Annotated in this window: 24 protein-coding genes; 10 read left to right on the plus strand and 14 right to left on the minus strand. The window is 72.2% G+C overall.

The genetic code is table 11. The features are described from left to right. Positions 1–62: 62 nt before the first annotated feature. Positions 63–674 carry a LysE/ArgO family amino acid transporter gene (locus ACFYX0_RS10175; protein WP_388968714.1) on the minus strand — a complete coding sequence of 204 codons (612 nt, stop codon included), beginning with the start codon at positions 672–674 and terminating at the stop codon, positions 63–65. A gap of 67 nt (positions 675–741) precedes the next feature. Between ACFYX0_RS10175 and ACFYX0_RS10180 the strand changes: the two genes are divergently transcribed. Next, entirely contained in the window at positions 742–1662 is a 921-nt protein-coding gene (locus ACFYX0_RS10180; protein ID WP_388968717.1) for a LysR family transcriptional regulator ArgP, read from the plus strand. Positions 1663–1723: 61 nt separating this feature from the next. Here the strand turns inward: ACFYX0_RS10180 and ACFYX0_RS10185 are convergent, their stop codons facing one another. Further along, a complete protein-coding gene (locus tag ACFYX0_RS10185; RefSeq protein WP_388968720.1) occupies positions 1724–2584 on the minus strand; it encodes a cache domain-containing protein in 861 nt (286 codons plus the stop codon). A 390-nt stretch (positions 2585–2974) separates the two neighbouring features. Between ACFYX0_RS10185 and ACFYX0_RS10190 the strand changes: the two genes are divergently transcribed. After that, positions 2975–4174, plus strand: coding sequence for an ABC transporter substrate-binding protein (locus tag ACFYX0_RS10190; RefSeq protein WP_388968723.1), 1200 nt, complete (start codon positions 2975–2977; stop codon positions 4172–4174). Between the two features lie 70 nt (positions 4175–4244). Here the strand turns inward: ACFYX0_RS10190 and ACFYX0_RS10195 are convergent, their stop codons facing one another. After that, positions 4245–5732 (minus strand): FGGY-family carbohydrate kinase, encoded by a 1488-nt coding sequence (locus tag ACFYX0_RS10195; protein ID WP_388968726.1) that lies wholly within the window; start codon positions 5730–5732, stop codon positions 4245–4247. A 160-nt stretch (positions 5733–5892) separates the two neighbouring features. Between ACFYX0_RS10195 and ACFYX0_RS10200 the strand changes: the two genes are divergently transcribed. Further along, on the plus strand, positions 5893–6564 hold the full coding sequence (locus ACFYX0_RS10200; RefSeq protein WP_355914524.1) for an AIM24 family protein: 672 nt from the start codon (positions 5893–5895) through the stop codon (positions 6562–6564). A gap of 46 nt (positions 6565–6610) precedes the next feature. On the opposite strand, the gene ACFYX0_RS10205 is transcribed toward ACFYX0_RS10200, so the two are convergent. The 3 genes from ACFYX0_RS10205 to ACFYX0_RS10215 form a co-directional block, all read right to left on the minus strand. After that, positions 6611–8386, minus strand: a complete 1776-nt coding sequence (locus ACFYX0_RS10205; RefSeq protein ID WP_388968729.1) for a M4 family metallopeptidase — start codon at positions 8384–8386, stop codon at positions 6611–6613. A gap of 331 nt (positions 8387–8717) precedes the next feature. Further along, positions 8718–9767, minus strand: coding sequence for a polyprenyl synthetase family protein (locus ACFYX0_RS10210; protein WP_388968732.1), 1050 nt, complete (start codon positions 9765–9767; stop codon positions 8718–8720). After that, positions 9764–10810 carry a tetratricopeptide repeat protein gene (locus ACFYX0_RS10215; protein ID WP_388968735.1) on the minus strand — a complete coding sequence of 349 codons (1047 nt, stop codon included), beginning with the start codon at positions 10808–10810 and terminating at the stop codon, positions 9764–9766. Before ACFYX0_RS10215 ends, ACFYX0_RS10210 begins: the two co-directional genes overlap by 4 nt. Positions 10811–11170: 360 nt before the next feature. Here ACFYX0_RS10215 and ACFYX0_RS10220 point away from each other — a divergent pair, with 360 nt between their 5' ends. Continuing rightward, positions 11171–11797 carry an alpha-ketoglutarate-dependent dioxygenase AlkB gene (locus ACFYX0_RS10220; protein WP_355914512.1) on the plus strand — a complete coding sequence of 209 codons (627 nt, stop codon included), beginning with the start codon at positions 11171–11173 and terminating at the stop codon, positions 11795–11797. A gap of 202 nt (positions 11798–11999) precedes the next feature. Here the strand turns inward: ACFYX0_RS10220 and ACFYX0_RS10225 are convergent, their stop codons facing one another. Then, positions 12000–12545: a TetR family transcriptional regulator gene (locus ACFYX0_RS10225; RefSeq protein WP_388968802.1), complete on the minus strand. Its 546-nt coding sequence runs from the start codon at positions 12543–12545 to the stop codon at positions 12000–12002. 152 nt (positions 12546–12697) lie between these two features. Continuing rightward, a complete protein-coding gene (locus ACFYX0_RS10230) occupies positions 12698–14203 on the minus strand; it encodes an MFS transporter (protein WP_388968738.1) in 1506 nt (501 codons plus the stop codon). A gap of 415 nt (positions 14204–14618) precedes the next feature. Between ACFYX0_RS10230 and ACFYX0_RS10235 the strand changes: the two genes are divergently transcribed. Both ACFYX0_RS10235 and ACFYX0_RS10240 read left to right on the plus strand, forming a co-directional pair. Further along, on the plus strand, positions 14619–15026 hold the full coding sequence (locus ACFYX0_RS10235) for a tyrosinase cofactor (protein WP_388968741.1): 408 nt from the start codon (positions 14619–14621) through the stop codon (positions 15024–15026). Positions 15027–15060: 34 nt separating this feature from the next. Next, positions 15061–15885 carry a tyrosinase family protein gene (locus ACFYX0_RS10240; RefSeq protein ID WP_388968744.1) on the plus strand — a complete coding sequence of 275 codons (825 nt, stop codon included), beginning with the start codon at positions 15061–15063 and terminating at the stop codon, positions 15883–15885. Between the two features lie 57 nt (positions 15886–15942). Here the strand turns inward: ACFYX0_RS10240 and ACFYX0_RS10245 are convergent, their stop codons facing one another. Further along, entirely contained in the window at positions 15943–16635 is a 693-nt protein-coding gene (locus ACFYX0_RS10245; protein WP_388968747.1) for a ribonuclease H, read from the minus strand. A gap of 80 nt (positions 16636–16715) precedes the next feature. Further along, positions 16716–17510 (minus strand): VOC family protein, encoded by a 795-nt coding sequence (locus ACFYX0_RS10250; RefSeq protein ID WP_388968751.1) that lies wholly within the window; start codon positions 17508–17510, stop codon positions 16716–16718. A gap of 135 nt (positions 17511–17645) precedes the next feature. On the opposite strand from ACFYX0_RS10250, the gene ACFYX0_RS10255 reads away from it, so the two are divergent. Both ACFYX0_RS10255 and ACFYX0_RS10260 read left to right on the plus strand, forming a co-directional pair. After that, positions 17646–18650, plus strand: a complete 1005-nt coding sequence (locus tag ACFYX0_RS10255; protein WP_388968754.1) for a zinc-binding alcohol dehydrogenase family protein — start codon at positions 17646–17648, stop codon at positions 18648–18650. Positions 18651–18733: 83 nt separating this feature from the next. After that, positions 18734–19948, plus strand: coding sequence for a PP2C family protein-serine/threonine phosphatase (locus ACFYX0_RS10260; RefSeq protein ID WP_388968757.1), 1215 nt, complete (start codon positions 18734–18736; stop codon positions 19946–19948). Positions 19949–20007: 59 nt separating this feature from the next. On the opposite strand, the gene ACFYX0_RS10265 is transcribed toward ACFYX0_RS10260, so the two are convergent. Next, the gene (locus ACFYX0_RS10265; RefSeq protein WP_388968760.1) at positions 20008–20883 is read right to left on the minus strand and encodes a Cof-type HAD-IIB family hydrolase; all 876 of its coding nucleotides are present in this window, start codon (positions 20881–20883) and stop codon (positions 20008–20010) included. Between the two features lie 516 nt (positions 20884–21399). Between ACFYX0_RS10265 and ACFYX0_RS10270 the strand changes: the two genes are divergently transcribed. Further along, on the plus strand, positions 21400–21822 hold the full coding sequence (locus ACFYX0_RS10270; protein WP_388968763.1) for an STAS domain-containing protein: 423 nt from the start codon (positions 21400–21402) through the stop codon (positions 21820–21822). Between the two features lie 176 nt (positions 21823–21998). After that, entirely contained in the window at positions 21999–22778 is a 780-nt protein-coding gene (locus tag ACFYX0_RS10275) for a DUF899 family protein (protein WP_388968766.1), read from the plus strand. A 319-nt stretch (positions 22779–23097) separates the two neighbouring features. Here the strand turns inward: ACFYX0_RS10275 and ACFYX0_RS10280 are convergent, their stop codons facing one another. The 3 genes from ACFYX0_RS10280 to ACFYX0_RS10290 form a co-directional block, all read right to left on the minus strand. Then, a complete protein-coding gene (locus ACFYX0_RS10280) occupies positions 23098–23532 on the minus strand; it encodes a protease inhibitor (RefSeq protein WP_355914478.1) in 435 nt (144 codons plus the stop codon). A gap of 428 nt (positions 23533–23960) precedes the next feature. After that, entirely contained in the window at positions 23961–24509 is a 549-nt protein-coding gene (grpE, locus tag ACFYX0_RS10285; protein ID WP_388968769.1) for a nucleotide exchange factor GrpE, read from the minus strand. 2 nt (positions 24510–24511) lie between these two features. Next, on the minus strand, positions 24512–25033 hold a 522-nt coding region (locus ACFYX0_RS10290; protein WP_388968772.1), incomplete at its 5' end, for an Hsp70 family protein.

Below are 25033 nucleotides of genomic sequence, written 5' to 3' on the forward strand. Positions count from 1 at the left end.
CGGTTCACTATCACCGATCGGCCCGCGCTCCCGGCCGTCGGGGGCCTTTCGGCCGCCCGGGCTCAGACTCCGGTGATCAGCAGGCCACCGGTTGTGACCATCGTCACCGCGACCAGGGCGTCCAGCACACGCCAGGAGGAGGGGCGGGACAGAAAGCGGCCGAGCAGCCGGGCGCCGAAGCCGAGGGAGGCGAACCAGCACAGGCTGGCCAGGGCCGCGCCGAGCCCGAAGGTCCAGCGCAGCGAACCGTGGTCGGCCGCGAGGGAGCCGAGCAGGAAGACGGTGTCGAGGTAGACGTGCGGGTTGAGCCAGGTCATCGCCAAACAGGTGAGCACGGCTCGCCTGCGGGAGCGCTCGGAGGTGCCGTCCAGCCCCATCGCCGCGGGCCGCAGCACCCGGCGGGCGGCGAGGGCCCCGTAGACCAGCAGGAAGGCGCCGCCGATCAGACCGACCGCGGTCAGCGCCCCGGGCCAGGCCACGACGACGGCACCGACACCGCCCACGCCCAGTGCGATCAGGGCCGCGTCCGACAGGGCGCAGATGCCGACGACGGCGAGGACGGCCTCGCGGCGGATGCCCTGGCGCAGCACGAAGGCGTTCTGGGCGCCGATGACGGCGATGAGGGACAGTCCGGTGGCGAATCCGGCGGCGAGGGCCGTCAGTGCGTGGGTCATGAGCGGGACGCTATGTACCAAGGACATCCGAAGTACAGCTAAAGATTCTTACGTAACATTAGCGCTCGTGATGACGGAACTCCCGCTGGACCAGGTACGGACGCTGCTCGCCGTGGTGGACGAGGGCACCTTCGACGCGGCCGCGCGCGTCCTGCATGTGACGCCCTCCGCGGTCAGCCAGCGGGTCAAGGCGCTGGAGCAGCGCACCGGGCGGGTGCTGCTGACCCGGGCGAAGCCGGTGCGGCCCACCGAGTCGGGTGAGGTGATCGTGCGGTTCGCGCGTCAGCTCGCCCGGCTGGAGCGGGAGGCCCGGGCCGACCTGGGGATGACCGGCGCCGGGGAGACGACGCGGCTGTCGATCGCGGTGAACGCGGACTCACTGGCGACCTGGTTCCTGCCGGCGCTCTCCCAGGTGCCCGAGGACCTGCGGATCTGCTTCGAACTGCGCCGCGAGGACGAGGCCCATACGGCCACGCTGCTGCGCGAGGGACGGGTGATGGCCGCGGTGACGTCGTCCCCGGAGCCGGTGGCGGGCTGCAGTGTGCGGGAGCTGGGTCGGATGCGGTATCTGGCGGTGGCGAGCCCGGGGTTCGTCGACCGGTGGCTGGGCCGCCGGCCCGAGGTGCCGCTGCGCGAGGTGATCGGCAACGCCCCCCTCATCGCCTTCGACCGGCGCGACGACCTCCAGGACCGGTTCCTGCGTAAGCTGCGCACCGCCGAGGGCGCCGGGGCGCGGCGGCACTTCGTACCGACGTCGGAGGGGTACCTCGACGCCGTCGCGGCCGGGATGGGGTGGGGTCTGGTGCCCGAGCCGCAGGCCGGGCCGCTGCTGCGGACCGGGCGGCTGGTGAACCTGGCCGCGGACCGGCGGTCGGAGGTCCCGCTGTACTGGCAGCAGTGGAAGCTGGACTCCGCCGCGCTGGCGGCGGTGGCCGACGCGGTCGTGACGGCGGCCTGGAACGCGCTCGGTGCCGCGCCGCGCGCCTGATGTCTCTCTGACGGGGCGTCGACGCGCCCCGCATCCCGCGCTGCGGTGGCGCCCGGCCGGGTCAGTCCTCCGCGACGACGAGGACGAGCGGAATGTCGTCGCACGGGACGAGCCGCAGCCCCTCGTGGCGGTGCGCCCGTGCCCCGGTGAGCACGGCGCCGAAGTCGGGGCCCTTCGTGAGCGAGCCGACCAGATGGGCCGGGTCGGCCGAGGCCGCCACCCGGCCGCGCGCGTTGACCAGGTGCGTCGCTCGGGGCAGTTCCTTGAGCAACGGCATCACGGCCGCCTCGAAGTGCCTGAGGTAGACGTCCGCCGCGGCGACCCCGGCGAACCGGCCCGCCACATGCACCGGCGCGGACAGGGTGAGGCTGTACTCGTCGGAACAGAGGTAGTCGACGTACGGGCCGGCGACGGCGCGGTGGCCGGTGTCGCGGGGCAGCGCGAACCAGTCCCAGTGCGTGTAGTCGGAGTACGCGGACTGCCGTGGGTCGAGGTCCAGCAGCAGCGGTCGTACGCCCCCGTCGGAACCGCTCTGCCACCACTCCAGCCACGCCGGTACGTCGCCGAGCAGCCCCGGGGCCGCCACGAAGCCGACTCCGGAGACCAGTTCCCGATGAACGAGGTCCTGGCGGAGGCCGGGGCGCAGCACGGCGAGGTCGGCGGTCTGCGGGGCACGGCCCTCGGCGGCGACACGGGTCAGCAGGGCCGTGGTGTCGGCCCGGACCCGGGCGACGGTGTCGAAGACGGCTTCCAGGGTGCGGCGCACCTGGGCCGCCACGCCGGCTTCCGTGACCGCGTCGAGTGCCGCCGTGGCCGCACCCGTGTGGCGGCCGCCGTCTCTCGCGGTGGGACTCGTGCCCGTCGGGACGGCCTGGGCGGCGAGGCACGGCGCGGCGCCGGGCTGCTGCGGGAGGTCGGACATGACCGCGACCGTATACGCCCGGCTCGCTTCACCGCATCTTGACTGTCCGTCAACTTGCCTTGCACAGACGGAAGTTGATCAGACCGGCGACGCTCCGTAGGGTGTTGACCACGCCATCCGCCCGAAGGTGTCACCCAGTCCTGCGGGCGGACTCCCGGGTGGTCGCGCCGGTCCGCCCATCGGCCAGGGGTGGCGCTCGAGCGCGCCGTCGCGACCCGTGGCGCCCGGCGTCGCCCCGTCGTCCGCGCCCGCCGTCCCCACCCCGGATGCACGGACGCACCGTCGCACCCTTCGCCCGGGTCGCATGCTGCACGTCCCGCGCATCGACTGTCACCCACCGTCACACAACCGCCCCCGATTCCCCCACTCCCCCACACCGTGGAGATTTCCGTGCGTCTGAAGAGATCCCTGAAAGCGACGGCCACCGTCTGCTCGCTGCTGCTCGTCGGCGGCTGCGGACTGTTCGGCGAGTCGAGCGCCTCCTCGTCGGCCGGCTTCAACCCGCCGGACCTCAAGGCGCAGTCGGAACTCGGCCGCACGGAGGGCCAGTTGAACCTGGTCGCCTGGGCGGGCTATGTGGAGGACGGTTCCACGGACCCGAAGGCCGACTGGGTGACCCCCTTCGAGAAGCAGACCGGGTGCCAGGTCCGCGCCAAGGTGGCGGCCAGCTCGGACGAGATGGTCAAACTGATGAAGTCGGGCGCCTACGACGCCGTCTCCGCGTCGGGTGACGCCTCCCTCAGGCTCATCGCCTCGGGCGAGGCGGCGCCGGTGAACACCGACCTGGTGCCCAACTACCAGGACGTCTTCTTCGGGCTGAAGAACCAGAGCTGGAACTCCGTCGACGGCACCGCCTACGGCATCCCGCACGGCCGGGGCGCCAATCTGCTGATGTACAACACGCGTGAGGTCTCCCCCGCCCCCACGTCCTGGTCCGCGGTGTTCGACGACGCCTCCCGGTACAAGGGGCACCTCACGGCGTACGACTCACCGATCTACATCGCGGACGCGGCGCTGTATCTGCGCGAGACCCGGCCGGGGCTGCACATCGAGAATCCGTACGCGCTCGACCAGGAGCAGTTCGACGAGGCCGTCAGCCTGCTGAAGAAGCAGCGCCCCAACGTCGGCGAGTACTGGAGCGACTACCTCAAGGAGGTCTCCGCCTTCAAGAGCGGCGACTCCACCATCGGCACCACCTGGCAGGTCATCGCCAACCTTGCCCAGAGCGAGGGCGCCAAGGTCAAGGCGGTCCTTCCGCAGGAGGGTTCCACCGGATGGTCCGACACCTGGATGCTGTCCGCCAAGGCGAAGCACCCCAACTGCGCGTACAAGTGGATGAACTGGATCATCTCTCCCAAGGTCAACGCGCAGGTGGCCGAGTACTACGGCGAGGCCCCGGCCAACATCAAGTCCTGCGACGAGACGAGCGACCCGGCGTTCTGCGACACCTTCCACGCCACCGACGAGAGCTACTGGAAGGACATCGCGTTCTGGACGACTCCGATCGAGCAATGTCTCGACGGCCGGACGAACGTCAAGTGCGTCCCGTACTCCCGCTGGGTGCAGGCCTGGACCGAGATCAAGGGCTGAGCCGGTCCCCGGGTGGCGCCGTCGTGCCGCGCGGCGGTCCCACCCCGGTGCGGGTCGTCCACGGCGGTCCTCATCCCCGGGGGGCCTCGGCGGTGGCGCGCTGATGGCGGGCGAGGGCGTGGCCGATGTCGCGGGTCGCCGGGTACAGCCGTAGATAGAGGTCGTAGAGACCGTCGTAGCGCGACTGCCGGCGGGGCTCGGGCAGGACGCGCTCGCGGACCGGGTTCCAGCTGTCGATGTCGGCGTCGCCGACCGCGTTCGCGGCGAGGAACGCCGCCCCGTAGCTCGCGCCGAGCGTCACGGTCCTGATCTCCTGCTCCAGGCCCGCGGCATCGGAGACGATACGGGTCCACAGACCGCCCTGGGTGCCCCCGCCCACCGCGACGACCCTGCGGATGTCGGCACCGGCCGCGCGCATCGCCTCCACGTTGTGCCGCACCCCGAAGGCGGTGGCCTCCAGCGCGGCCCGATACAGGTCGCCGCGGGTGTGCTCCACGGTCAGTCCGGCGATCACGCCCCGGGCGTCCGGGTCGGCGACCGGGGTCCGCTCCCCCGCGAAGTAGGGCAGCATCAGCAGGCCCTTCGCGCCGACACCGGACGCCTCGGCCTCGGCGAGCAGCGCGTCGTGCCCGGAGACTCCGAGCAGCTCCCGCAGCCAGTCGGTGATCACCCCGGACGTGGCCATGCCGCCGGCCAGGCTGCGCGTCCCGGGCAGTGCGCCGACCGTGCTCCACAATTGCGGCACCAGGAGCCGCTCCGCGACGGTGTTGATCAGGAACATGGTGCTGCCATACATGAGCATCAGGTCGCCGGTGTGCTGGGCACCGACACTCAGCGCCTCCGACCAGGCGTCGATGGTGCCGGTGACGACCGGGACGCCGACGGGGAGTCCGGTGACGGCCGCCGCGTCGGCGGTGACCCGCCCGGCGATCTCACCGGGCCAGCGCAGCGGCGGCAGTTCGAGGTCCGGCGCGATGCGGCGCGCCCAGGGGCGGTACCACTCCTGGGTGGTGGAGTCGTACAGCGGCACGGACTGGCTCGCCGAGTGGTGGTCGAGCACATAGGCGCCGGTGAGCCGGTTCACCAGATAGGAGCTGGGCATGTACAGCCGCCGGGCGCGGGCGGTGATGCCGGGGCGGTGCTCCGCGAGCCAGGCGATCTTGGGGCCGACGGCCTGGGTTGACAGCAGAGACCCGCAGCGCTGCAGCACGGCGTCGGGGCCGAGTTCGGCGTCGAGCCGGGCGATCTGGGCGGTGGCGCGGGTGTCGACGCCGTAGAGGATGGCCGGGTGCAGCGGTGTGTCGTTCTCGTCGGCGAGGGCCACGCACGGGCCCATGCCGCTGACGCCGACCGCCTCGACGGCGGTACCGGGCGGTACCAGCTCACGGGCGAGGGAGGCGAACTCGTCCCACCAGACGGCCGCGTCCATCTCGACATGGCCCGGCCTCGGCCGGCTGACCGCGTGCGGCCGCACCGCGGTGCCGAGCACCGTCCCGTCCGTGCCGACCAGCACGCCTTTGCTGCTGGACGTACCGATGTCGACCCCGAGCACCGTCATGCGCTGACCGTCCTTCGCCTTGTGACTCCTGGGACATCGTTCCCCGCCTGCGGTCCGGTCATCGGCCGAAACGCAGAAGTCGGGGCGCCTTCGGGGTTGTTGCCGTTTCAGAACATCGCCGACCTTGGCGGAACGCGATCTTCCGGGACACCATGCGCCCATGAAGGGTGATCTGTTTTCCAGCGACCACATGGTGCAGCCGGCCGACCGGCCGGGCATGTCCGTGCAGAACGCCAAGTCCATCCGGTACGTGGTGAACGGCGAGATGCTCGCGCGGCAGGGCGCGATGGTCGCCTACCGCGGAAACCTGCAGTTCGAACGCAAGGGCCAGGGCGTCGGCGGGATGCTCAAGCGGGCCGTCACGGGCGAGGGGCTGCCGCTGATGGTCGTGCGCGGCCAGGGCGAGGCCTGGTTCGCGCACGAGGCGCAGAACTGTTTCATCGTGGAGGTCGAACAGGGCGACGAGTTCACGGTCAACGGGCGCAACGTGCTCTGCTTCGACGCGTCGCTGTCGTACCGGATCCAGACCGTGAAGGGTGCGGGCATCGCCGGCGGCGGGCTGTTCAACAGCGTGTTCACCGGGTTCGGCCACCTGGGGCTGATGTGCGAGGGCAACCCGCTCGTCATACCCGTCTCGCCGCAGCAGCCGGTGTTCGTGGACACCGACGCGGTGGTGGGCTGGACGGCGCGGCTCCAGACCTCGCTGCACCGGTCGCAGTCCATCGGTTCGATGCTGCGCGGCGGTTCGGGGGAAGCGGTCCAGCTGAAGCTGGAGGGCGAGGGCTACGTGGTCGTACGGCCCAGTGAGGTGACCCCGCAGAAGGAGCACTGAGCGCGGGGGCCCGCCGGGCGGCGGACCCCCGCGTGTCCGGACCGGGTCAGTTGCCGGCGGACGGGGCGTCGGCGGCCGTCACATCGACGGCCGCCCAGGCCGCGTCGACCGTCTTGTACTCGGTGCTGCCCGCGCCGTACATGTCGGCGGCGGCCTTCAGCGTCGCGGTGCGCGCGTCGTGGAAGTCCGTCGTGGAGACCATGTACCGGGTGAGCGCCCGGTAGAAGATCGCCAGGGCCTTGGCCCGGCCGATCCCGGTCACCTCCGAGCCGTCGTAGGTGGGCGAGTCGTACGCCACGCCGCCGATGGTCTTCCTGCCGCTGCCCTCGGCCAGCAGATAGAAGGCGTGCGAGGAGACGCCGGAGCCCGCGTGCACCTCGGTGTCGTACAGCTGGGGCGACCAGTAGTCGACCGTGCCCTCGAGCTTGTCGAGGGAGGGGTGGTCGAGTCGGCGCAGGAACTTCTGCCGCAGCCCGAGCTTCTCGCCCATCAGGTAGTTCGGCGGGTTCTTCGGGTTGTTGGCGGCGAACTCGACGCCCGTGCCGAAGATGTCCGCGAGCGACTCGTTGAGGGCCCCCGGCTCGCCGTACTGGCCCAAGCGGTCCACGCGGGTCGGTTCGAGGCCGGCGGTGGCCTCGACGACGCCGTGGGTCAGTTCGTGACCGGTGACGTCGAGGACCACGAGCGGCTTCTTGAACAGGGTGCCGTCCCCGTCGCCGTAGAGCATGCAGCCGCAGTCGGTGTCCCAGAAGGCGTTGCCGACCTTGCTGCCGAAGTGGACCATCGCGTGGGCGCCGGTGCTGTTGTTCTTGATGCCCTTGCGGCCGAAGGTCTTCTTGTAGAAGTCCAGCGTCTTGGTGATGCCGTACTGGGCGTCGACCGCGACGGTGGCGCGGTTCGAGGTGGCGCCGCTGCCCCACTTGTCGGTGGTGCTGGTGAACGCGGTGCCGCGCGAGAAGGCCTCCAGCTCCCGGCCCTTGGCGTCCCGGGTCTCGGTGCCCCAGCGGGTTGGGTCCTTGAGGAGGTACTTCGTACGGGCGGTCCGGGTGGTGGTCAGCGGCACCTGCCCGACGAACAGGGAGGCGCCGGTGCCGTTCGCGGTGGACGGGTAGTGGGCGGCCGCGGAGGCCGTCGCGGCGGTGAGGCCGGACAGCGCCGCCGGGCCGTCGGTCCCCGGGGTCGCCGACTCGCCCCGCTTGCGCAGGGTCCGGCCCAGTGCGGGCGAGATGAACTCGTCGCTGTCGGGTGTGTCGCTGCGGACCTGGCCGGTCAGCGCGTCCACGACGACCGTGCGGGAACCGCCCGCCTCGGCGGTGCGGCTGTCCGTGACCCGCACCTGGTAGGCGAGGGTGGCGTGGCCGTCACGGGCGTCCACCACGAGTTCGGCGGTGCCCGCCTCGCCCTGCGCGGCGTCGGCGGCCTTGCTCGCGGCCTGTTCGGCCGTCAGCTTCGCCTCGGTGGTTGCGGGCTTGACGGCGTGGTCCGCGGCACGGGTCACGCCCAGGTAGCCGCCCCGCCGGTCCAGATGGACGACCAGGTCGCCGCCGAGGACGGCCATGCCCTGGTGGCTGCGGAGGAAGCGGACGTGCTGCTTGCCGTCCGGGTCGGTCATGACGTCCTTCGCCTGCAAGGTGTCCCCCCGCGTGACACCGGTGGCGGAGGCGTGTGCGAACGCGGCGGCCCGGGCCGCGTCGACCGGCGAGAGCGCCGCGGCCGCCGCGGCGGCGGTGGGCACGTCGGCGAGCGCCGGTACGGCCGGGATCGTGGTCGCCGTCACCACCGTGACGGCGACCGTCAGCCTGCGTATGTGGGGTTTGCGCACAGAGTTCCTTCATCACAGGGGGCGGCCGTGAGCGCCGACCGCCTTTGCGCACGGCGCTGTTAAGCGCCGCGGGGGCTGGTCGGGCCCCGATGCGACACCCTCATACATTCACCATGTACATGTAAAGAAGGAAGATCCGCTTTACGGCTTTTCAGGTGATCTCTTTACAAAAGATGGGATCTGTGTGACCAGCCGATGACCGATGGTGTGTCGGGGGGAGAGAGGGGCGGCGGGCAGGGGTCGGTTGCCCGCACCGCCGCCTTCCGGACGGGATGTGACCGATGTCGCATCGCCTCCGGCCCCGCGCCGCGGCGACCGGAGACGAGAGAGCTCAGACCGTGCGCCGGGTGAGGGCCGAGAGCAGGCTGCGCAGCTCCCCGGCCGCATGCGGGGAACACGGGACCGAGTCCAGGAGGGCGTACGCGGCGGCGAGATGCCGACGGGCCTCGCGCAGCGCGGCCGCACGGCCGCCCGCCCGCGCCACGAGGTCCGCGGCACGCTCCGCCGTGTCACGGGCGCCGAGGAGTTGGGCCAGCTCGGGGCCGTACGGACCGTCGAGGGCGGCGAGGACCGGGAGGGTCTTCTTCCCCTCCCGCAGATCGCCGTGGACGGGCTTGCCCGTGACCTCGGGATCGCCCCAGATGCCCAGCAGGTCGTCGACGATCTGGAACGCCACGCCGAGGTGACGGCCGGCCCGGTCGAGGGCGGCCACGATCCTCTCGTCCGCCCCGCCGAGTTGGGCCCCCAGGGCGAGGGCACAGCCGAGCAGCGTCCCCGTCTTGCGCTCGGCCATGGTCTCGTACTCCCCCGCGGTCACGGCCTCGGGACCGGTCCAGGGGCGGCGGGCGAGGAGCAGGTCGTCCGCCTGGCCGCGGACGAGGTCGTCGAGGGCGGCGCTGAGCCGGCGCGCGGCTTCCGGGGCCGCGCCCAGGGTCCCCACGGCGAGGGCGAGGAGCGCGTCGCCCGCGAGCACGGCGGGGCCGGTGCCGTACGCCTTCCACAGCGCGGGGCGGCCCCGGCGCAGGGCGTCGCCGTCCATGATGTCGTCGTGCACCAGGGAGAAGGTGTGCACGAGTTCGACGGCCACGGCGGCGGGGACGCCGCTGTCGGCGGGCGCGCCGGCCAGTTCGGCGCCGAGCAGGGCGAGCGCCTGGCGGACGCCCTTCCCGCCCCGAGAGTCGGCCTCGGTCCCGCGACCGCCGGTGTCCGTCCCGCCGTGGCCGAGCGCGTACGCGGCCATCTCGGCGATCCAGGGGTGCAGCGTGGCGACGGCGTCCGTGAGGGCGGGGGCGACGAGATCGCGGGCCCGGTCGAGGATCCGTCCGGCGGCGAGGGTCTCGGGCCGGGAGCCGAGGGCGTCCGCGGTGGCCGGGGCGGTCATCGTCCGGTTCCTTCCGGCGCGGTGAGCCCGAGTTCCGCGTAGGCCCGCAGGACCATCGCACGGCCGTGCCGCAGCCCGATCCCGTCCAGGTCCCGGGCGAGCGCGTCGAGATCGGCGGTTGTCTCGGCGCCGGCACGGCCCAGCCGGGCCTGCGACTTGACTAGGCCCAGGCGGGCCAGGGCGGTCCCGCGCGGCTCGTCCATGCCCTCGAACTCGGCGAGCGCCTGGGTGTAGAGGTCGCGTGCCTCCTTGTAACGCCCGGCGCGGTAGAGGACGTTGCCGCGCATCTTGTGGTTGTAGGCGAGCGCGCCGAGGAGGTTCATCTCCCGGCATCCGGTCTCCGCCTCGGACAGCAACTCCAGGGCCCGTTCGGTGTTCCCGTCCCGGACGGAGAGGATGTCGGCGAGACCGCGCAGCGCCCAGGCGTGGCCACGGCGGTCGTCGGCGCGGGCGGCGATGTCGGCCGCCTCCTCGAACATGGCGTACGCGGTGTCGTACGCGCCGGTGTTGCGATGTATCTGCGCGATGCCCTCCAGCGCCCACACGGTGTGCCGGGCCTCGCCACGGCGGCGCGCCTCGGCCAGCAGTTGCTCGTGGAGTGCGGTCACGGCCTCGTAGTCGCCCTGGATGCGACCGGTCTCGGCCATTCCCGCGAGCGAATATCCGCGCACGACGACGTCCCCGGCCCGCTCGCCGAAGTCGGCGGCGAGCCGCAGCAGCCGCCAGGCGAGGGGCAGGGCGCCGCGCTGCCGGGCCAGGGTGCCGCCGCTCCACAGGGCCCACGCCATCGCCGCGGTGTCGCCCGCCTCCCGGGCGGTGCGGTAACTCGCCTTCCAGGCGCGGTCGGCGTCGGCGACCTGGCCGAGCCGGCGGTGCGCCTCCGCGACCGCCAGACCGGAGCGGGCCGCCTCCTGCCGGGCCCCGGCGCGCTCGGCGGCCCGCAGTTGCTCGGTGCCCGCGGCCAGGACGTCCGTGAGCGAGGAGTTCACGGACAGGGAGGTCAGAGCGCCCTGGTACTCCGGGGCGAAGGCCTTGCCGTACATGAGTGCCTTTCGATCTGCTGCCGACCGGACGCGTTGCCGCGCGGCCGACGGGTGCCGGCTGTGGGGGGCGGCAGGCACGGCGGGCATCCGGCTCTCCGCTCCGTGGCGGACGCACACGTATACACGAAATGTATACGTGACGTGTATACGTGACATGTATACACGACGCGTATAGGGCCCTGGACACCCGCCCGAACCCTTCCGATGCCCGGGCCGCACCACCGCCCGCTGTCGATCAGGACGCCACTCCCATCCCCAAGGTTGCTTCGCAGCAAAGCAGTTGACGTACGCCACACCGGCACGCGGTACACCTCGACCGCGATCAGAACATATTTTCGATTCAAGGGGTACGCTGCCCCTATGGCCACGCATCTCCAGGGCTCGCTGTTCGACCAGACCGACGACCTCCGGCTCGCCCCGCTCGACGGGCTGCGGCGGACCCCGCTCGGCGCCGGGGCATGGATCGACCTGCTCCCGGGGTGGCTCAGCGGAGCCGACGCGCTGTTCGAGCGGCTGGCCGCCGAGGTGCCCTGGCGGGCCGAGCGACGGCAGATGTACGACCACACGGTGGACGTGCCACGACTCCTCGCCTACTACCACCCGGGCGATCCCCTGCCGGACCCCGTGCTGGAGGAGGCGCGCGACGCCCTGTCCGCCCACTACGCGGACGAGCTGGGGGAACCCTTCGTCACGGCCGGGCTCTGCTACTACCGGGACGGCCGTGACAGCGTGGCCTGGCACGGGGACCGGATCGGCCGCGGCGCACGCGAGAACACCATGGTCGCGATCCTCTCCGTGGGCGCCCCCCGCGACCTGGCGCTCAGACCGCGCGGCGGCGGCGAGGCCCTGCGGCGTCCCCTCGGGCACGGCGACCTGATCGTCATGGGCGGCAGCTGCCAGCGGACCTGGGAGCACGCGGTGCCGAAGAGCACCCGGGCGACCGGCCCCCGGATCAGCATCCAGTTCCGGCCACGCGGGGTGAACTGAGCCGGTCCAGTGCTGTGGCCGGAAAGGTTTGCCGGACAGCTCGCGGCGTCCGGTGCTGGGGGTGCCCCCACGCCTTTCCGGCAGTGGGGGAGCATCGCAAGGCGGAGCATCGCCCGTGTACTGGATGTACTCGGGCGATGCGACGACGCGGCGAGGTGCCGTGCCGGGCGTCGCGAGCCGGTGAACCTTTCCGGTCGCAGCACTAGGGAGTCAGCTGCGCCTGGACGGCGGGGGCGTAGCGTTCGACGATCGCCTCGATATCCGTGGCGCGCAGACGGGTTCCGCGCGCGATGCCGAACATCACGCCCAGTCCCAGCAGGGTGCCGAGGGCGAGCTCCGCGCGCAGGCCCGCGTCGGGCCCGCTCAGCCGGGCGGCGAGGCGGGCGGTGACCTGGGTACGGAAGTTGTCGCGCAGGACGTCGCCCCGGTCGCCGTGCAGCGGGACGAACACGATGCGCAGGAGGGGGTCGGCGCCCTGCTGCGTCTGGCTCACCAGGACCTGGCGGACCATGTGCCGCCCGAGATCGTCGAGCGGTGCGTCCAGCAGGGCCGAGGCGTCCGTCTCGAAGGACATGACCTGGGTGAAGAGCGTGTCCTTGTTGCCGAAGTACTTCAGGATCAGCGGCGGACTGACCCCCGCCCGTTCGGCGACCGCCTTGAGCGTGATGTCGGCGTGGGGCTGACGGGCGAGGAAGTGGCGGGCGGCCCGGAGGATCGCGGCCTTCGTCGCCTCGGCATCGCGGCGCATGGAGGATCCGCCGGTGTCCGTGGTGGGCACGGGAGCCCCCGATGCGGGCCCGTCGTCGCGGTGGGCCGGTCTCTCGTCCGCCCGGCGGGCAGGTGTGTCCTCGGCGGCGGCCCGCGCTCGGCGGGCGGCAGCGGATGAGGGGGGCACAGCGGTCACGCTCCTTCCAGCGCCTCGTCATGAGGCACCGTAGTCTCCCTCTGCACCCGGCCGAGACCGCCGGACCCACCGTCCCCCGGGATGGCGAGGGCCGCCGCACAGGCCACCAGCGCGACGCCGCCCGCCATCGCGAACGCCACCAGATAGCCATGGAGCGTGGGCACGGGGACGCCTCCGAGAAGGCTGGTGTGGTGGACCAGGACCGCGGCGACGGCCGCGCTGCAGACGGCCTGGCCGATGGTGCGCATCAGGACGTTCACCCCGTTCGCGGAGGCCGTCTGGCCGGCCGGTACGGCCCGCAGGATCAGGGTGGGCAGGGCCGAGTAGGCGAGGGTCGTGCCGGTCGCCACGATCGAGGCACCCACGACGACCATCCACAGGTCACGGCTGTCCGCGATGCGTACGGCGTAGCCGAGAGCGAGGACGGCCGCGCCGAGGGCGAGGGTGACCCGGGGGCCGCGGGCCGCCGAGATCCGCGCCGAGACCGGGGAGAACAGCAGCATGGTCACCCCGCCGGGCAGCAGACACAGGCCGCTGCCCACGATGGACAGGCCGAGCCCGTATCCGGTGGCCTTGGGCGCCTGGACGAGTTGGGCCGTGACCAGCGAGTTGGCGTAGAACCCGAAGCCGACCAGGAGCGCCGTCAGATGGGGCAGGGCCACGCGCGGGCGGGACGCGAGGCGCAGGTCGACCAGGGGCTGTTCGACACGCAGTTGCTGTCGGCACCACAGCGCCAGCACCAGGACACAGGCCACGAACAGGCCCACGATCCGCGGGCTCCCCCACCCCCACTCGCCCCCCTGCGACACACCGAGCAGCAGACAGATCAGCGCGACGGCGAGCCCCAGCGCGCCCAGGACGTCGAAGCGCCCCGGAGCGCGCACCGGCGACTCACGCACCGCCCACCAGGCCAGCAGCAGACCGAAGGCGCCCAGGCAGGTCGTCACCCAGAACATGGTGTGCCAGTTCGCGTACTGGATCACGAGGGCGGCCAACGGCAGCCCCAGGGCGGCGCCGATGCCGACGGTGGAACTCATCAGCGCGACCGCGGATCCGGTGCGCTCGGGCGGCAGTTCGTCGCGCAGGATGCTGATCGACAGCGGGACGACCGAGGCCGCCGCACCGGACAGGGCACGCGCGGTGATGAGCACCGTGATGTCGGAGGAGAGCGCGCACAGCAGCGAGCCGAGCGTCATCAGCCCGAGGGCGGCCAGCAGCACGCGCCGCTTGCCGTACATGTCCCCCGCGCGTCCCAGCACCGGGGTGAGCACCGCGCCGGCCAGCAGGGTGGCGGTGACCATCCAGGAGACGGTGCCCGCGGAGGCGCCGGTGAGCCGGGGCAGGTCGGGCAGCAGGGGGACGACCACCGTCTGCATGACGGCCATGAGGATGCCGCCGAAGGCCAGCACCGGAACCGCCAGCCGGTCCCGCACTCCCGGCCGCCCGTCGTCCCTCCCGGCGGGGTCGGCGGAGCGGAGGGCGGGGGCGGGTATCGGGACCATGAACACTCCGGCGGCCGGTACAGGGAGAGGCGGGTGAATAGACATTCACCGTACCGGGTGAATAGACATTCACCCAAAAGCATGTCCGCACCTCGCCGCCGCGGTGCGTCGTCGGCCGTCGCCCGCGAGCCGGGTCGCGCAAGGCAGTTCGCGTCAGATCGCGGACGTGAGCCGCGCCACGAACGGGGCCGGGGTCGCGAAAGATCCTCGCCCACCGGCTCCCCGCGGGGCGGAATTTCCCCGTCCAACCGGCCCGCGACCGACTTCACAGCAAGATCATCTTGGTTCAAGTTTGCACGACATGTGGGCAATTGTCCTGATCGTAGCCAACCCGTTCGTCGGGATTTCCCGACCCCGGCAGGCGCCGGATAGGCAGGACGGGACGTCAACACCCAGCCATCCAGGAGGACTTCGCATGTCCGAACTCTCCCGCCGCCGTGCCCTCGCGGCCGGGGCCGTGGTAGCGGCCGGCGGTCTCGCGGCGCAGGCCGCCCCGGCGTCCGCCGCCACCCCGGCCGCCTCCGCAGCGGTCTCCTCCGCGCCGGGTTCCGCCGCGATGGCGCCGGGGCACGACCACGGCGCGTCCGCGCCCTTCGACGAGGTCTACCGGGGCCGTCGAATAGAGGGCCGCGCCACCGCGAGCGGCCACCACGGTTCCGGATACGGCGTGTTCATCGACGGGGTCGAACTGCATGTGATGCGCAACGCGGACGGCAGCTGGATCAGTGTGGTCAGCCACTACGCCCCCGTGCCGAGCCCTCGGGCGGCGGCCCGCGCAGCCGTCGTGGAGCTTCAGGGCGCCCCGCTCGTCCCGTTCAACTGACCTTCCCGCAGAGGATTTCCGGAGCCTTCCGCACATGACCGTACGCAAGAACCAGGCGAGCCTCACCGCCGACGAGAAGCGGCGGCTGGTCGCCGCGTTCGTCGAGCTCAAGCGCAGCGGCCGCTACGACGCCTTCGTCACGACCCACAACGCCTTCATCATGGGCGACACCGACATGGGTGAACGGACGGGCCATCGCTCGCCGTCGTTCCTGCCCTGGCACCGCAGATTCCTCGTGGAGTTCGAACGGGCCCTGCAGTCCGTCGACTCCTCGGTCGCGCTGCCCTACTGGGACTGGACCACCGACCGCTCCGCGCGCTCCTCGCTGTGGGCGCCGGACTTCCTCGGCGGCACGGGGCGCAGCCTGGACGGGCGGGTGATGGACGGGGCGTTCTCCGCGTCCGCCGGCAACTGGCCGATCGCCGTGCGGGTGGACAGCCGCACCTATCTGCGGCGTTCCCTCGGCGAGGGTGTGCGCGCCCTGCCGACGCGGGCGGAGGTCGACTCCGTGCTCGCCCTGTCCACGTACGACATGGCGCCCTGGAACAGCGCGTCGGACGGGTTCCGCAACCAACTCGAAGGATGGCGGGGCGTCAACCTCCACAACCGGGTCCATGTGTGGGTCGGCGGCCAGATGGCCACCGGGGTCTCGCCCAACGACCCGGTCTTCTGGCTGCACCACGCCTTCGTGGACAAGCTGTGGGCCGAGTGGCAGCGCCGGCATCCGGGGTCCGGATATCTGCCGACGGGCGGCACACCGGACGTCGTCGATCTGAACGAGACGATGAAGCCGTGGAACGACGTCCGCCCGGCCGATCTGCTGGACCACACGGCGTACTACACGTTCGACACCGACTGAGATCGTGCTCGGGACGGCGGCGACGGCACCCGAGGGGCCGACGCCGCCGATGCGGCGCTAGTCGTCGCCGGTCGTGCGGCACTCCGGGTGGCCCCAGCCCTGGGCGTTCTTGGCGATGGGGTCGCCGGCCGCGTACGAGCGGCCGCAGACACAGCGGCCGGGGAACTTGGCCTTGAGTGTGCGACCGGTGGTGGTGCGCTTTCGCGCGGGCGCGGCACGGCGGGCCGGGGCGGTCGCCGCCGGGGCGGGCGAGGGCGGCGGCTCCGGGGAGCCGTGCTCACTGCCCGCCGCCTGCTGGACGGTGGCCGCCTGACTGGCGGCCCGGTCCGCGAAGTCGTTGAGGCGGTCGCCGTCCACCTGGTGCGCGGGGACATAGCGGAACTCGACCTCACGGCCGTCGAGCAGCGCGTCGATCCGCACGACCAGGTCCTGGTTGGCGACGGGCTTGCCCGCGGAGGTCTTCCAGCCGTTCCGCTTCCAGCCGGGCAGCCAGGTCGTGACGGCCTTCATCGCGTACTGGGAGTCCATCCGGATCTCCAGCGGGACGTCCCGGTCCACGGCGGTCAACAGCCGTTCCAGCGCGGTCAGTTCGGCGACGTTGTTGGTCGCCTTGCCCAGCGGGCCGGCTTCCCAGCGGCCGGGGATCTCATCGTCGTCGGCGACGACCCAGGCCCATCCGGCAGGTCCGGGGTTTCCCTTCGAAGCCCCGTCGCAGGCGGCCACAACTCGTACAGACATGTCTCCGATCATGCCACGCCCCGGAGACCGCACCGGCCCCGGGCCGGACCGAGCACGCGCACACCGGCCGAGCCGGGGGACCCGCCCGGCGCCTACACCGCGGTCATGTCCGGCATCTCGCCCTGGGTGGTGGTGACGTCGATGACGGAGAAGTTGGCGCCCTGGGGATCGCTCAGCGCCGCGACCCGCCCGAAGGGGCTGTCCATCGGGCCGAACCGCAGGATCCCGCCGCGGTCCACCGCCCGCTGGACCGCGGCATCGCAGTCGTCGACGGTGAAGTACACGTTGACATAGGGCGGGACCTCCGGCGGGAAGTCGTCCGTCATCTTCAAACGGCCGAGCACGGGTGCACCGCCCAGTTCGAAGACACGGAAGTCGATCGCCTCGTCCTGGATCTGCTTGGCCTGGTACGGGAAGACCGCGGGGAAGAAGGCGTCGGACTTCTCCGGTGCGCGGGTGAAGACCTCGGCCCAGCAGTACGCGCCGGGCACGCCCACGGCCTCGAAGCCCTCGTGGGTGCCCGCCTGCCAGATGCCGAAGACGGCACCGCTCGGGTCACGGGCCAGGGCCATGGTGCCGAAGTCGCCGACCTGCATCGGCTCCATCAGCACATCGCCGCCGTGCTCCCGGATCCTCCCTGCCGTCGTGATGGCGTCCGCCGCCGCGAAGTACAGGCACCAGGCGGACTGGCCCTCCTGCCCCGGCATGGGCGGTACGACCGCGGCGGCCGCCTTGCCGTCGGTGTAAGCCTGTGTGTAGTGGCCGTACTCCGACGACGACTCGCCGAAAGTCCAGCCGAGCACGTCGCCGTAGAAACGCTTGGCACCCTCGATGTCGCTGAACATCGCGTCCGCCCAGCAGGGCGTTCCCTCGGGCTGTACCGCCATGGCGTGCGACCTTTCCCGTTCGACGGCTCGGGCTCCGTCTCCCACCGTAGCCAGGTACCCCGCGCGTCGCGCGCCGGCCCGCGCACCTGCCCGACACTGGAACGGGGGCAGTCGTCGAGCGACGGGGAGCGGGCGATGCGCGCATGGGTGGTGGACCGGCCGGGTCCCGTCGAAGGGGAGCCGCTGCGGTTCGTGGAGCGGCCGGTCCCGGTGCCGGGGACCGGCGAGTTGCTGGTGCAGGTGCGGGCGTGCGGTGTGTGCCGTACGGATCTGCATGTCGCCGAGGGTGATCTGCCGGTGCACCGGCCGGGGGTGACGCCCGGGCACGAGGTGGCGGGCGTGGTCGCAGCGGTGGGAGCGGCGGCGGGCACCTGGGCCGTCGGTGACCGGGTCGGGGCCGCGTGGCTGCGCCGTACGGACGGCACCTGCCGGTACTGCCTGCGGGGAGCCGAGAACCTGTGCCCCGGCTCCGAGTACACCGGCTGGGACGCCGACGGCGGATACGCCGAGTACACGACGGTGCCCGCGGATTTCGCCTACCGGCTGCCGGTGGACGTGGACGACGTGGCGCTGGCGCCGCTGCTGTGCGCGGGCATCATCGGCTACCGGGCGCTGCTGCGGACGTCGCTGCCGCCGGGCGGGCGGCTGGGGCTGTACGGCTTCGGTGGCAGCGCGCATCTGTGCGCCCAGGTCGCACTGGCGCAGGGGGCCACCGTGCACGTGCTGACCAGGGACGAGGCGTCGCGGCGGCTGGCGCTCTCGCTGGGGTGCGCGTCGGCGGGCGGTGCCTACGATCTGCCACCGGAGCCGCTGGACGGGGCGATCCTGTTCGCGCCGGCCGGGGAACTGGTCCCGGTGGCGCTGCGGGCGCTGGACCGCGGCGGTGTGCTGGCGGTGGCGGGCATTCATCTGAGCGACGTCCCGGTACTGCACTACGAGAGCGAGTTGTTCTACGAGAAGGAGGTGCGCAGCGTCACCTCGAACACACGGGAGAACGGCCGGGAGTTCCTGGAACTCGCCGCCCGGTACGGCGTCCGTGCGACGACGCATCCCTACCCGCTGTCGCAGGCGCAGCGTGCTCTCGGTGACCTCAAGGCCGGACGATTCGACGGGGCGGCTGTACTGGTGAACGATCTCTGAGCGGGTCGGGCCGCGGCGCGGGTGCGAGCCCGGCCGCCCCGTGCGTGGATGGACTCGGGACGTGTTGTCGCGGAGGTGGCGCTGTGGGCGTTGAGCACGCTGCGGATCCGCAGCAGGGCCTTCAGGACGCTGTCGAGTCGATCGGTACGACCCTGGACGAGCGGAAGACATGCGAGGAACTGGCCGCCTATGTGTGCGCCCGGGTGTGTGACGCCGCCGCGGTGGATCTGCTGCCCGAGGACCCCGCGTCCGCGCCGTCCGCCACCAGGCCCCCGCCCGCTCTGACACGGGTGGTCAGCGCGGGGCGCGCCGGGCTGCTCGGCGCGTGGAGCGCGAACGACGCCCGCCCGCTGTCGCTGCGTGCGCTGATCGAGCGGCATCCGGTCACCGTGGCGCCGGGCGGTTCGGCGTCCGCCGGGCGGCAGGTGATGACCGTGCCGCTGCAGGGGCGCGACCGCTCGTACGGGGTGCTGCTGGCGGTGCGGCAGGGTCCGCCGTTCTCGGAGGGGGACGTCGCTCTCGCGTTCTTCGCGGCCCGGCTGGCGGCCGTGCACCTCGGGCACGCGCGCTACCACTCGGCGGTGCGCGGCACGGTGTTCCGCCTCCAGCGGGCGCTGCTGGCCGAGCCGGGGCGGCCGCATCCCAATCTGGACCTGGCCACGCGCTATCTGCCCGCGGGCGGCGGGACCCTGGTGGGCGGGGACTGGTTCGAGACGGTGCGGCTGCACTTCGGGCGGACCCTGCTGGTGATGGGTGACGTGATGGGGCACGGGCTGGACGCGGCGGTCGACATGAACGCCTATCGCTCGATGCTGCGCTACATGGCCTCCACGGATCTGCCGCCCCACCGGGTGCTGCGCCGGCTGGACGCCGCCGTCTACGAGGAGGGCACCCGCCGGCCGGCCACCTGTCTGCTGGTCCAGGTGGACCCGGCACGCGGTACGGCGTCGCTGACCAGCGCGGGGCATCTGCCGCCGGCCCTGTTCGCCGGGGACGGCACCGGCCGGTTGCTGGACGTGCCGACCGGACCGCCGCTGGGGACAGGGCTCGGCGGCTATGAGCCGACCACGCGCCCGCTCACGCTCCAGGACACGCTGCTGCTGTTCACGGACGGTCTCGTGGAGCGCCGTGCGGAGGACATCGATGTGTCGCTGGCCCGGCTGGCCGGGCTGCGGGTGCGGCCCGGAGCCGGTGTGGAGGAACTGCTCGCGGATGTGCTGGACCGTCTGGACGCCGGGCACGCGGAGGACGACGTGGCCGTCCTGGCGGCCCGGATCCGGCGCCGTCCGGAGATATGAGGGCCACTGCCGACGTAGGGCTCCCTGGATGCCTGAGGGCAGGTGTCTCGGGCCCGTGCTCAGGGGGTGGGCAGGTGCAGCAGGCGGGTGATGGTGCGCAGGACGCCGTTCTCCGTATTCGGGGGTGCCACGCGACGGGCCCGCCGGATCACCTCCGGGTGGGCGTTGGCCATGGCGAAGGACCACTCCGCCATGTCGAGCATCTCCAGGTCGTTGAGGTAGTCCCCGAAGACCAGCGTCTGCGCGGGCGTGATGTCCAGGTCCTGCTGGAGCCGTCGTAGCGCGGCACCCTTGTTGGCGGTGGCGTTCATGACGTCGACCCAGTGCCGGCCCGAGACGACCACCTGGTGGGTCGCGGTGAGCGGCTTCAGGGCGGGGGCGGTGGTCCGCTCCACGGGGCCGAAGTCGAACAGGGCCACCTTGAGGAACTCGTCCTCGACTGCGGTGAGGTCCTCCACCGCCTCCAGCAGGGCGTAGTAGCGCCCGGCCTCCGCCACGAACGCGTCGTCGGTCCGCTCCACGTACGCGGACCGCTTGCCGCACAGGACCGCCCCGACGTCGACGCCGCCGGCCGCGAGACGGCGCGTGGTGGCGACGACGCGGTGGGCCACCGCCGCGTCCAGCGGATCGGAGCCGAGTTCGACCCCGTCGCGCACCACGTAGGTGCCGTTCTCCGCGATGAAGACCATCCCGTCGCGCGCGTCTGCGAACTGCTGGGCCAGAGTCGCGTACTGGCGGCCGCTCGCCGGGCTGAACAGCACACCGCGTCGGCGCAGTTCGGCGAGGAGCGGCCACAGGCCCTCGGGTATCCGCCCGTCGCCGTCGAGGAGCGTGCCGTCCATGTCGGTGACGACGAGCCGGATGTCGACGGGGTCGCTCGGAAGCTCGGGGATGGTCCCGGCGGTGTCGAGAAGCGACGGGGGCGTGGAGGACATGTCCTGCTTTCTGGTGGAGGCGAGGGGGTGCGGGGGCCGAGTCCGCGTCGGAGCGTCAGTCGCTCCGGGCATGGGTGCGCAGGGCGGCAGGGGGTGGGGTGACGGGGACGGTGAGTCCGGCGTCGGCGGTCATCCGGTGCTCCCGTCCCGGCGACGGGAGAGCAGGTGTCCGGAGACGGTCCGGTGGGTCGGCTCCCGCGTCGGGGCCGGGCTCGGAACGGCGGCCCCGGCGAGCGCTCGGTGGATGTCCATCTCACCTCTTGCGGTCGGGTCTGTTGTCGTCGGCGCCGTTGCCTCGTCGTGGGTCATCGTAAGGGCTGCCGTCGGACCTGCGGTTTTGGGCCGCCCGGTGTCGCCCCGGGCGCCGCGAGTCCCGGACCTGTCAAGACATCAGTACTTAAGTTCAGCCGGTCGAGTGAACTAGATCTTGTCAGGGTGGCCGAAGGGATGTTTTCGCCCAGGGCGGGGTATTTACGCAGATCAAACGCATACTCCCCTGCCGAGGAGGAGCCGGCCATGTCCTCCGAACCGGTGGCGGCGAACCCCTTCGCCCGCAGTTACACCCTCGGCCCGTACACGGTGGTGGAGGTGTCGGGCGAGATCGACATGGCGACGGCGGGCTCCGTGGCCGAGCATCTGGAGGCGGCCACGGGCCGGCCCGCGCCCGATGTGCTCGTCGACCTGCGGCCGGTGGTCTTCTTCGACTGCTCGGGCCTGCGCGCGCTGTGCCGGGCGGAGTCCAGGGCGCGGGAGCGCGGCGGGCGGCTGCGCCTGGTCTCGGACCGGCCCCGCGTCCACCGTCTGCTGCGCGCGGCGGGCCTGCTCAGACGCTTCCCCCCGCTCGCCAAGGTGCCGGGTCCGCAGCCGTGGTCGCCGGAGGGGACGGGGGGAGACGGAGCGCGGCCCTCACCCGGAGGGGATCCGCACGGTGCGGCCTGACATCCGAGAGGCGCCGCTCGACACGTGCTGAACCGCGTCACTCCGACGTGGTCCGCGCACGCTGGTCCGGGGGCGCCCCTGCCGCGATGAGTTCCGGCCGGGTCGGGAGTCTGTTCCGGTGACCGTCGTAGGACGGCGTAGAACGCTGCCCGGCACGAGACACCACGGAGGACATCATGACCACCACGCCGGACGACCCGACCGCGCTGCCCGGGCGCCCACCCGTCGCCGACCTGGCCACCTGGCAGGCCGCCCGTGACGAGCTGCTGGTCCGCGAGAAGGGCCACACCCGCGAGGGCGACGCCATCGCGGCGGCCCGCCGCCGGCTGCCGATGGTGGAGTTCGACGGGACGGTCGAGGTCGTCGGACCCGACGGCCCGGTCCCGTTCCTGGACCTGTTCCAGGGCCGCGACGAACTCGCGGTCTACAAGCACATGTGGCACGACGGCGCGCCGCACCACGGCCAGTGCGAGGGCTGCACCACCACGGCCTGGCACCTGAAGGACGCCGTCTGCCTCAACGCCCGCGGCGTCTCGTTCGCCGTCCTGACCAAGGGCCGCTGGGACGAGGTGGCCTCCTACGCCGAGTTCATGGGCTACACCCAGCCCTGGTACTCGGTGCGCGACGTGGACGCGCCGGTCGGCCGCAGCATGGGGCACATCACCTGCTTCCTGCGCGACGGCGACCGCGTGTTCCTCACCTACTCCACGACGGGCCGCGGCAACGAACGGGTCAACGGGTCCCTCGGCCTGCTCGACATGACACCCTACGGCCGCGGCGAGACGTGGGAGGACAACCCCGAAGGCCGGCCCGAGGGGCAGAGCGCGTGCTGGTCCTGGCGCTCGGACGCGGACGGGAAGGCCACCTGGGGCCCGACCAGCCGCCCCGTGCCGCAGTGGACCCGCCCCGGCGCGACCCCCGTGGAGACCCTCGGCCGGCACGGCCACCACCACTGACGCGCGGCGCCTTCGCCGAGGCAGGACGGCGATCCGGGACACAGACGCTCCGCGACATCCGGCCACGCGTCAGGCCCTCGGCGGCCCGGTCACGGTCGGCGCCCGGAAAGGCCTGGGTCGTATACGACTTCACCCCGCTGCGACCACGCGCAGCGGGGTGACGGTCCGTCAAGGACACAAGATTCCGGAGACCGGCCGGATGGCCCCACTCCTCCCGGCCGGCCTCCGCTGCGAGATCTCACGGTCGCCGCGACTGGGCTCGCACTCCCCAGTTACAAGCCCGCGGTCCACGCTCGCGGTTACCGCGCGATCCCGGCCCTCAGAACGCGAAGAGCGCGGTCCCGTAGGAGCTCTTCACGCACTCGTTGGCGAAGGTGCGTTCGTAGTCGACGCGCTTGCCCTGCCATACGCCTTGCACGGTGACCACGACGGGGTCGTACAACTTCGTGCAGAAGACGCCTTCTCGGGCCGGCAGAGCGTCGAGGTCGCCGTTGACGGCGCGCAGGTCGGCGCACGCGTCGGCGGCGGCCGGGTGCGTGCCCGAGGCCGTCGGCGCGCAGGTCAGCGTGACCGCGCGCTGCGGTGTGGCGGTGGCGGTGCTCTGCCCGTGGCCCGTGGTCAGGACCAGGGCCGAGGGGGCGTACAACGAGGCAGGGGTGGCGTTCGGGGCGGCGAGCGCGGTCCCAGCGATGGGGCCGCAGACGGCGGTGGCCGTGAGGGTGAGGGTCGCTGCCCAGCGCGCGGTGTTCGGCATTGTGTGCATCCTTCCGCTCGATTGAAGTGACGTTTCAGCTTTGACGACACGTAGGCCTGAGCCGCAACGTCCGGTGCCGGTTCGGCGTGCCGGAGTCTGCCGAGTCCGCGCCGGAAACTCACATCGACCCCCCGGGTTTCGGTAACTTTGAGTATTGAATCAGTGGCGTGAAGTCACAGGATTCGCACGCTCACCCCTTGAAACTGCGCGGTTACGGCTTGTCCCGGACCGTCGCCTGGCCGGTTTCCCATGGCTCGGCAATCGGCCTGAAACATTCCGTTTACGGGTCCCGGTAAGCGCTGTCTTCCGCTGCCCCCCAGAGCCCCGGAACGGGCCCCCCGAGCCCCCCGCCCACGATCCACCCCAGGACCGGAAGTCGCCTTGACCCACGGCCGTCACGGCCGTGGGTCAAGGCGGCGGTCTCCCGGCTACGGCCCCCGCCGCAGCGCGGCGGGCCCTCCTGAGTCCACTCGTCCGCCCCCGGTGTGCCCCGCCCCGGTCCATCCGCCGTCCACTGTGCCGCGCGCCGCAGGCGGTCCGGTGACCGTGACGCGCGCGGGGCGCAGCAGCCGGTCGCCCACCCGGTAGCCGGGGGCGAGGATCTCGGTGCAGATCAGGCACTCCGCATCCGCGGCGACGACATGGGTCACCGCCTCGTGGCACATGGGGTCGAAGGGCTCGCCCTCCGCCCCGAACGCCGCCAGGCCCAGGGAGCCCAGCTGGGTCTCCAGCACATCGACGACGGCCCTGAGACCGGGCGGCATGGCCTCCTCCTGCCTGCGGGCGGCCTCCACGGCGTCGAGCACGGGCAGCAGCGCCCGCAGCACGTTCTCCGTGGCGATCTCACGCACCGCCATACGGTCGCGCCGCACCTGCTTGCGGTAGTTGTCGTACTCGGCCTTGACCCGCTGCAGATCGGCGGTGCGCTCGCCCAGCAGGCGTCGCAACTCCGTGCTCTGCGGCTGGATCCGGTCCACGATCAGCCCGCCCGTGAGGTGTCGTCGTCATCCACGATCTCGGCGTCCACGACGTCGTCGCCGCCCTTCGCGCCGCTGTCGGCCGCACTCTGCTCCGAGGCCGTGCCGCTCTCGGAGCGCGCCCGCTCGTACAGGGCGCTGCCGATCTTCTGTGCCGCCGTGGCCGTCTTGTCCAGGGTCCGGCGGATCTCCGCGCTGTCCTCGCCCTTCAGCGCCTCCTTCAGCTCGGCCAGCGCGCTCTCCGTCTCGCCGCGCACATCCTCCGGGATCCGGTCCCCGTTGTCCTTGATGAGCTTCTCGGTCTGGTAGACGAGCTGCTCGCCCTGGTTGCGGGTCTCGGCCGCCTCGCGCCGCTTGCGGTCATCCTCGGCGTGCTGCTCGGCCTCGCGGACCATGCGGTCGATGGAGTCCTTCGGCAGCGCGGAGCCGCCGGTGACGGTCATCTTCTGCTCCTTGCCGGTGCCGAGGTCCTTCGCCGTGACGTGCATGATGCCGTTGGCGTCGATGTCGAAGGACACCTCGAT

This window comes from Streptomyces sp. NPDC002573 (genome assembly GCF_042889625.1).
In the GTDB taxonomy this organism is placed as follows: Bacteria; Actinomycetota; Actinomycetes; order Streptomycetales; family Streptomycetaceae; genus Streptomyces; species Streptomyces gibsoniae.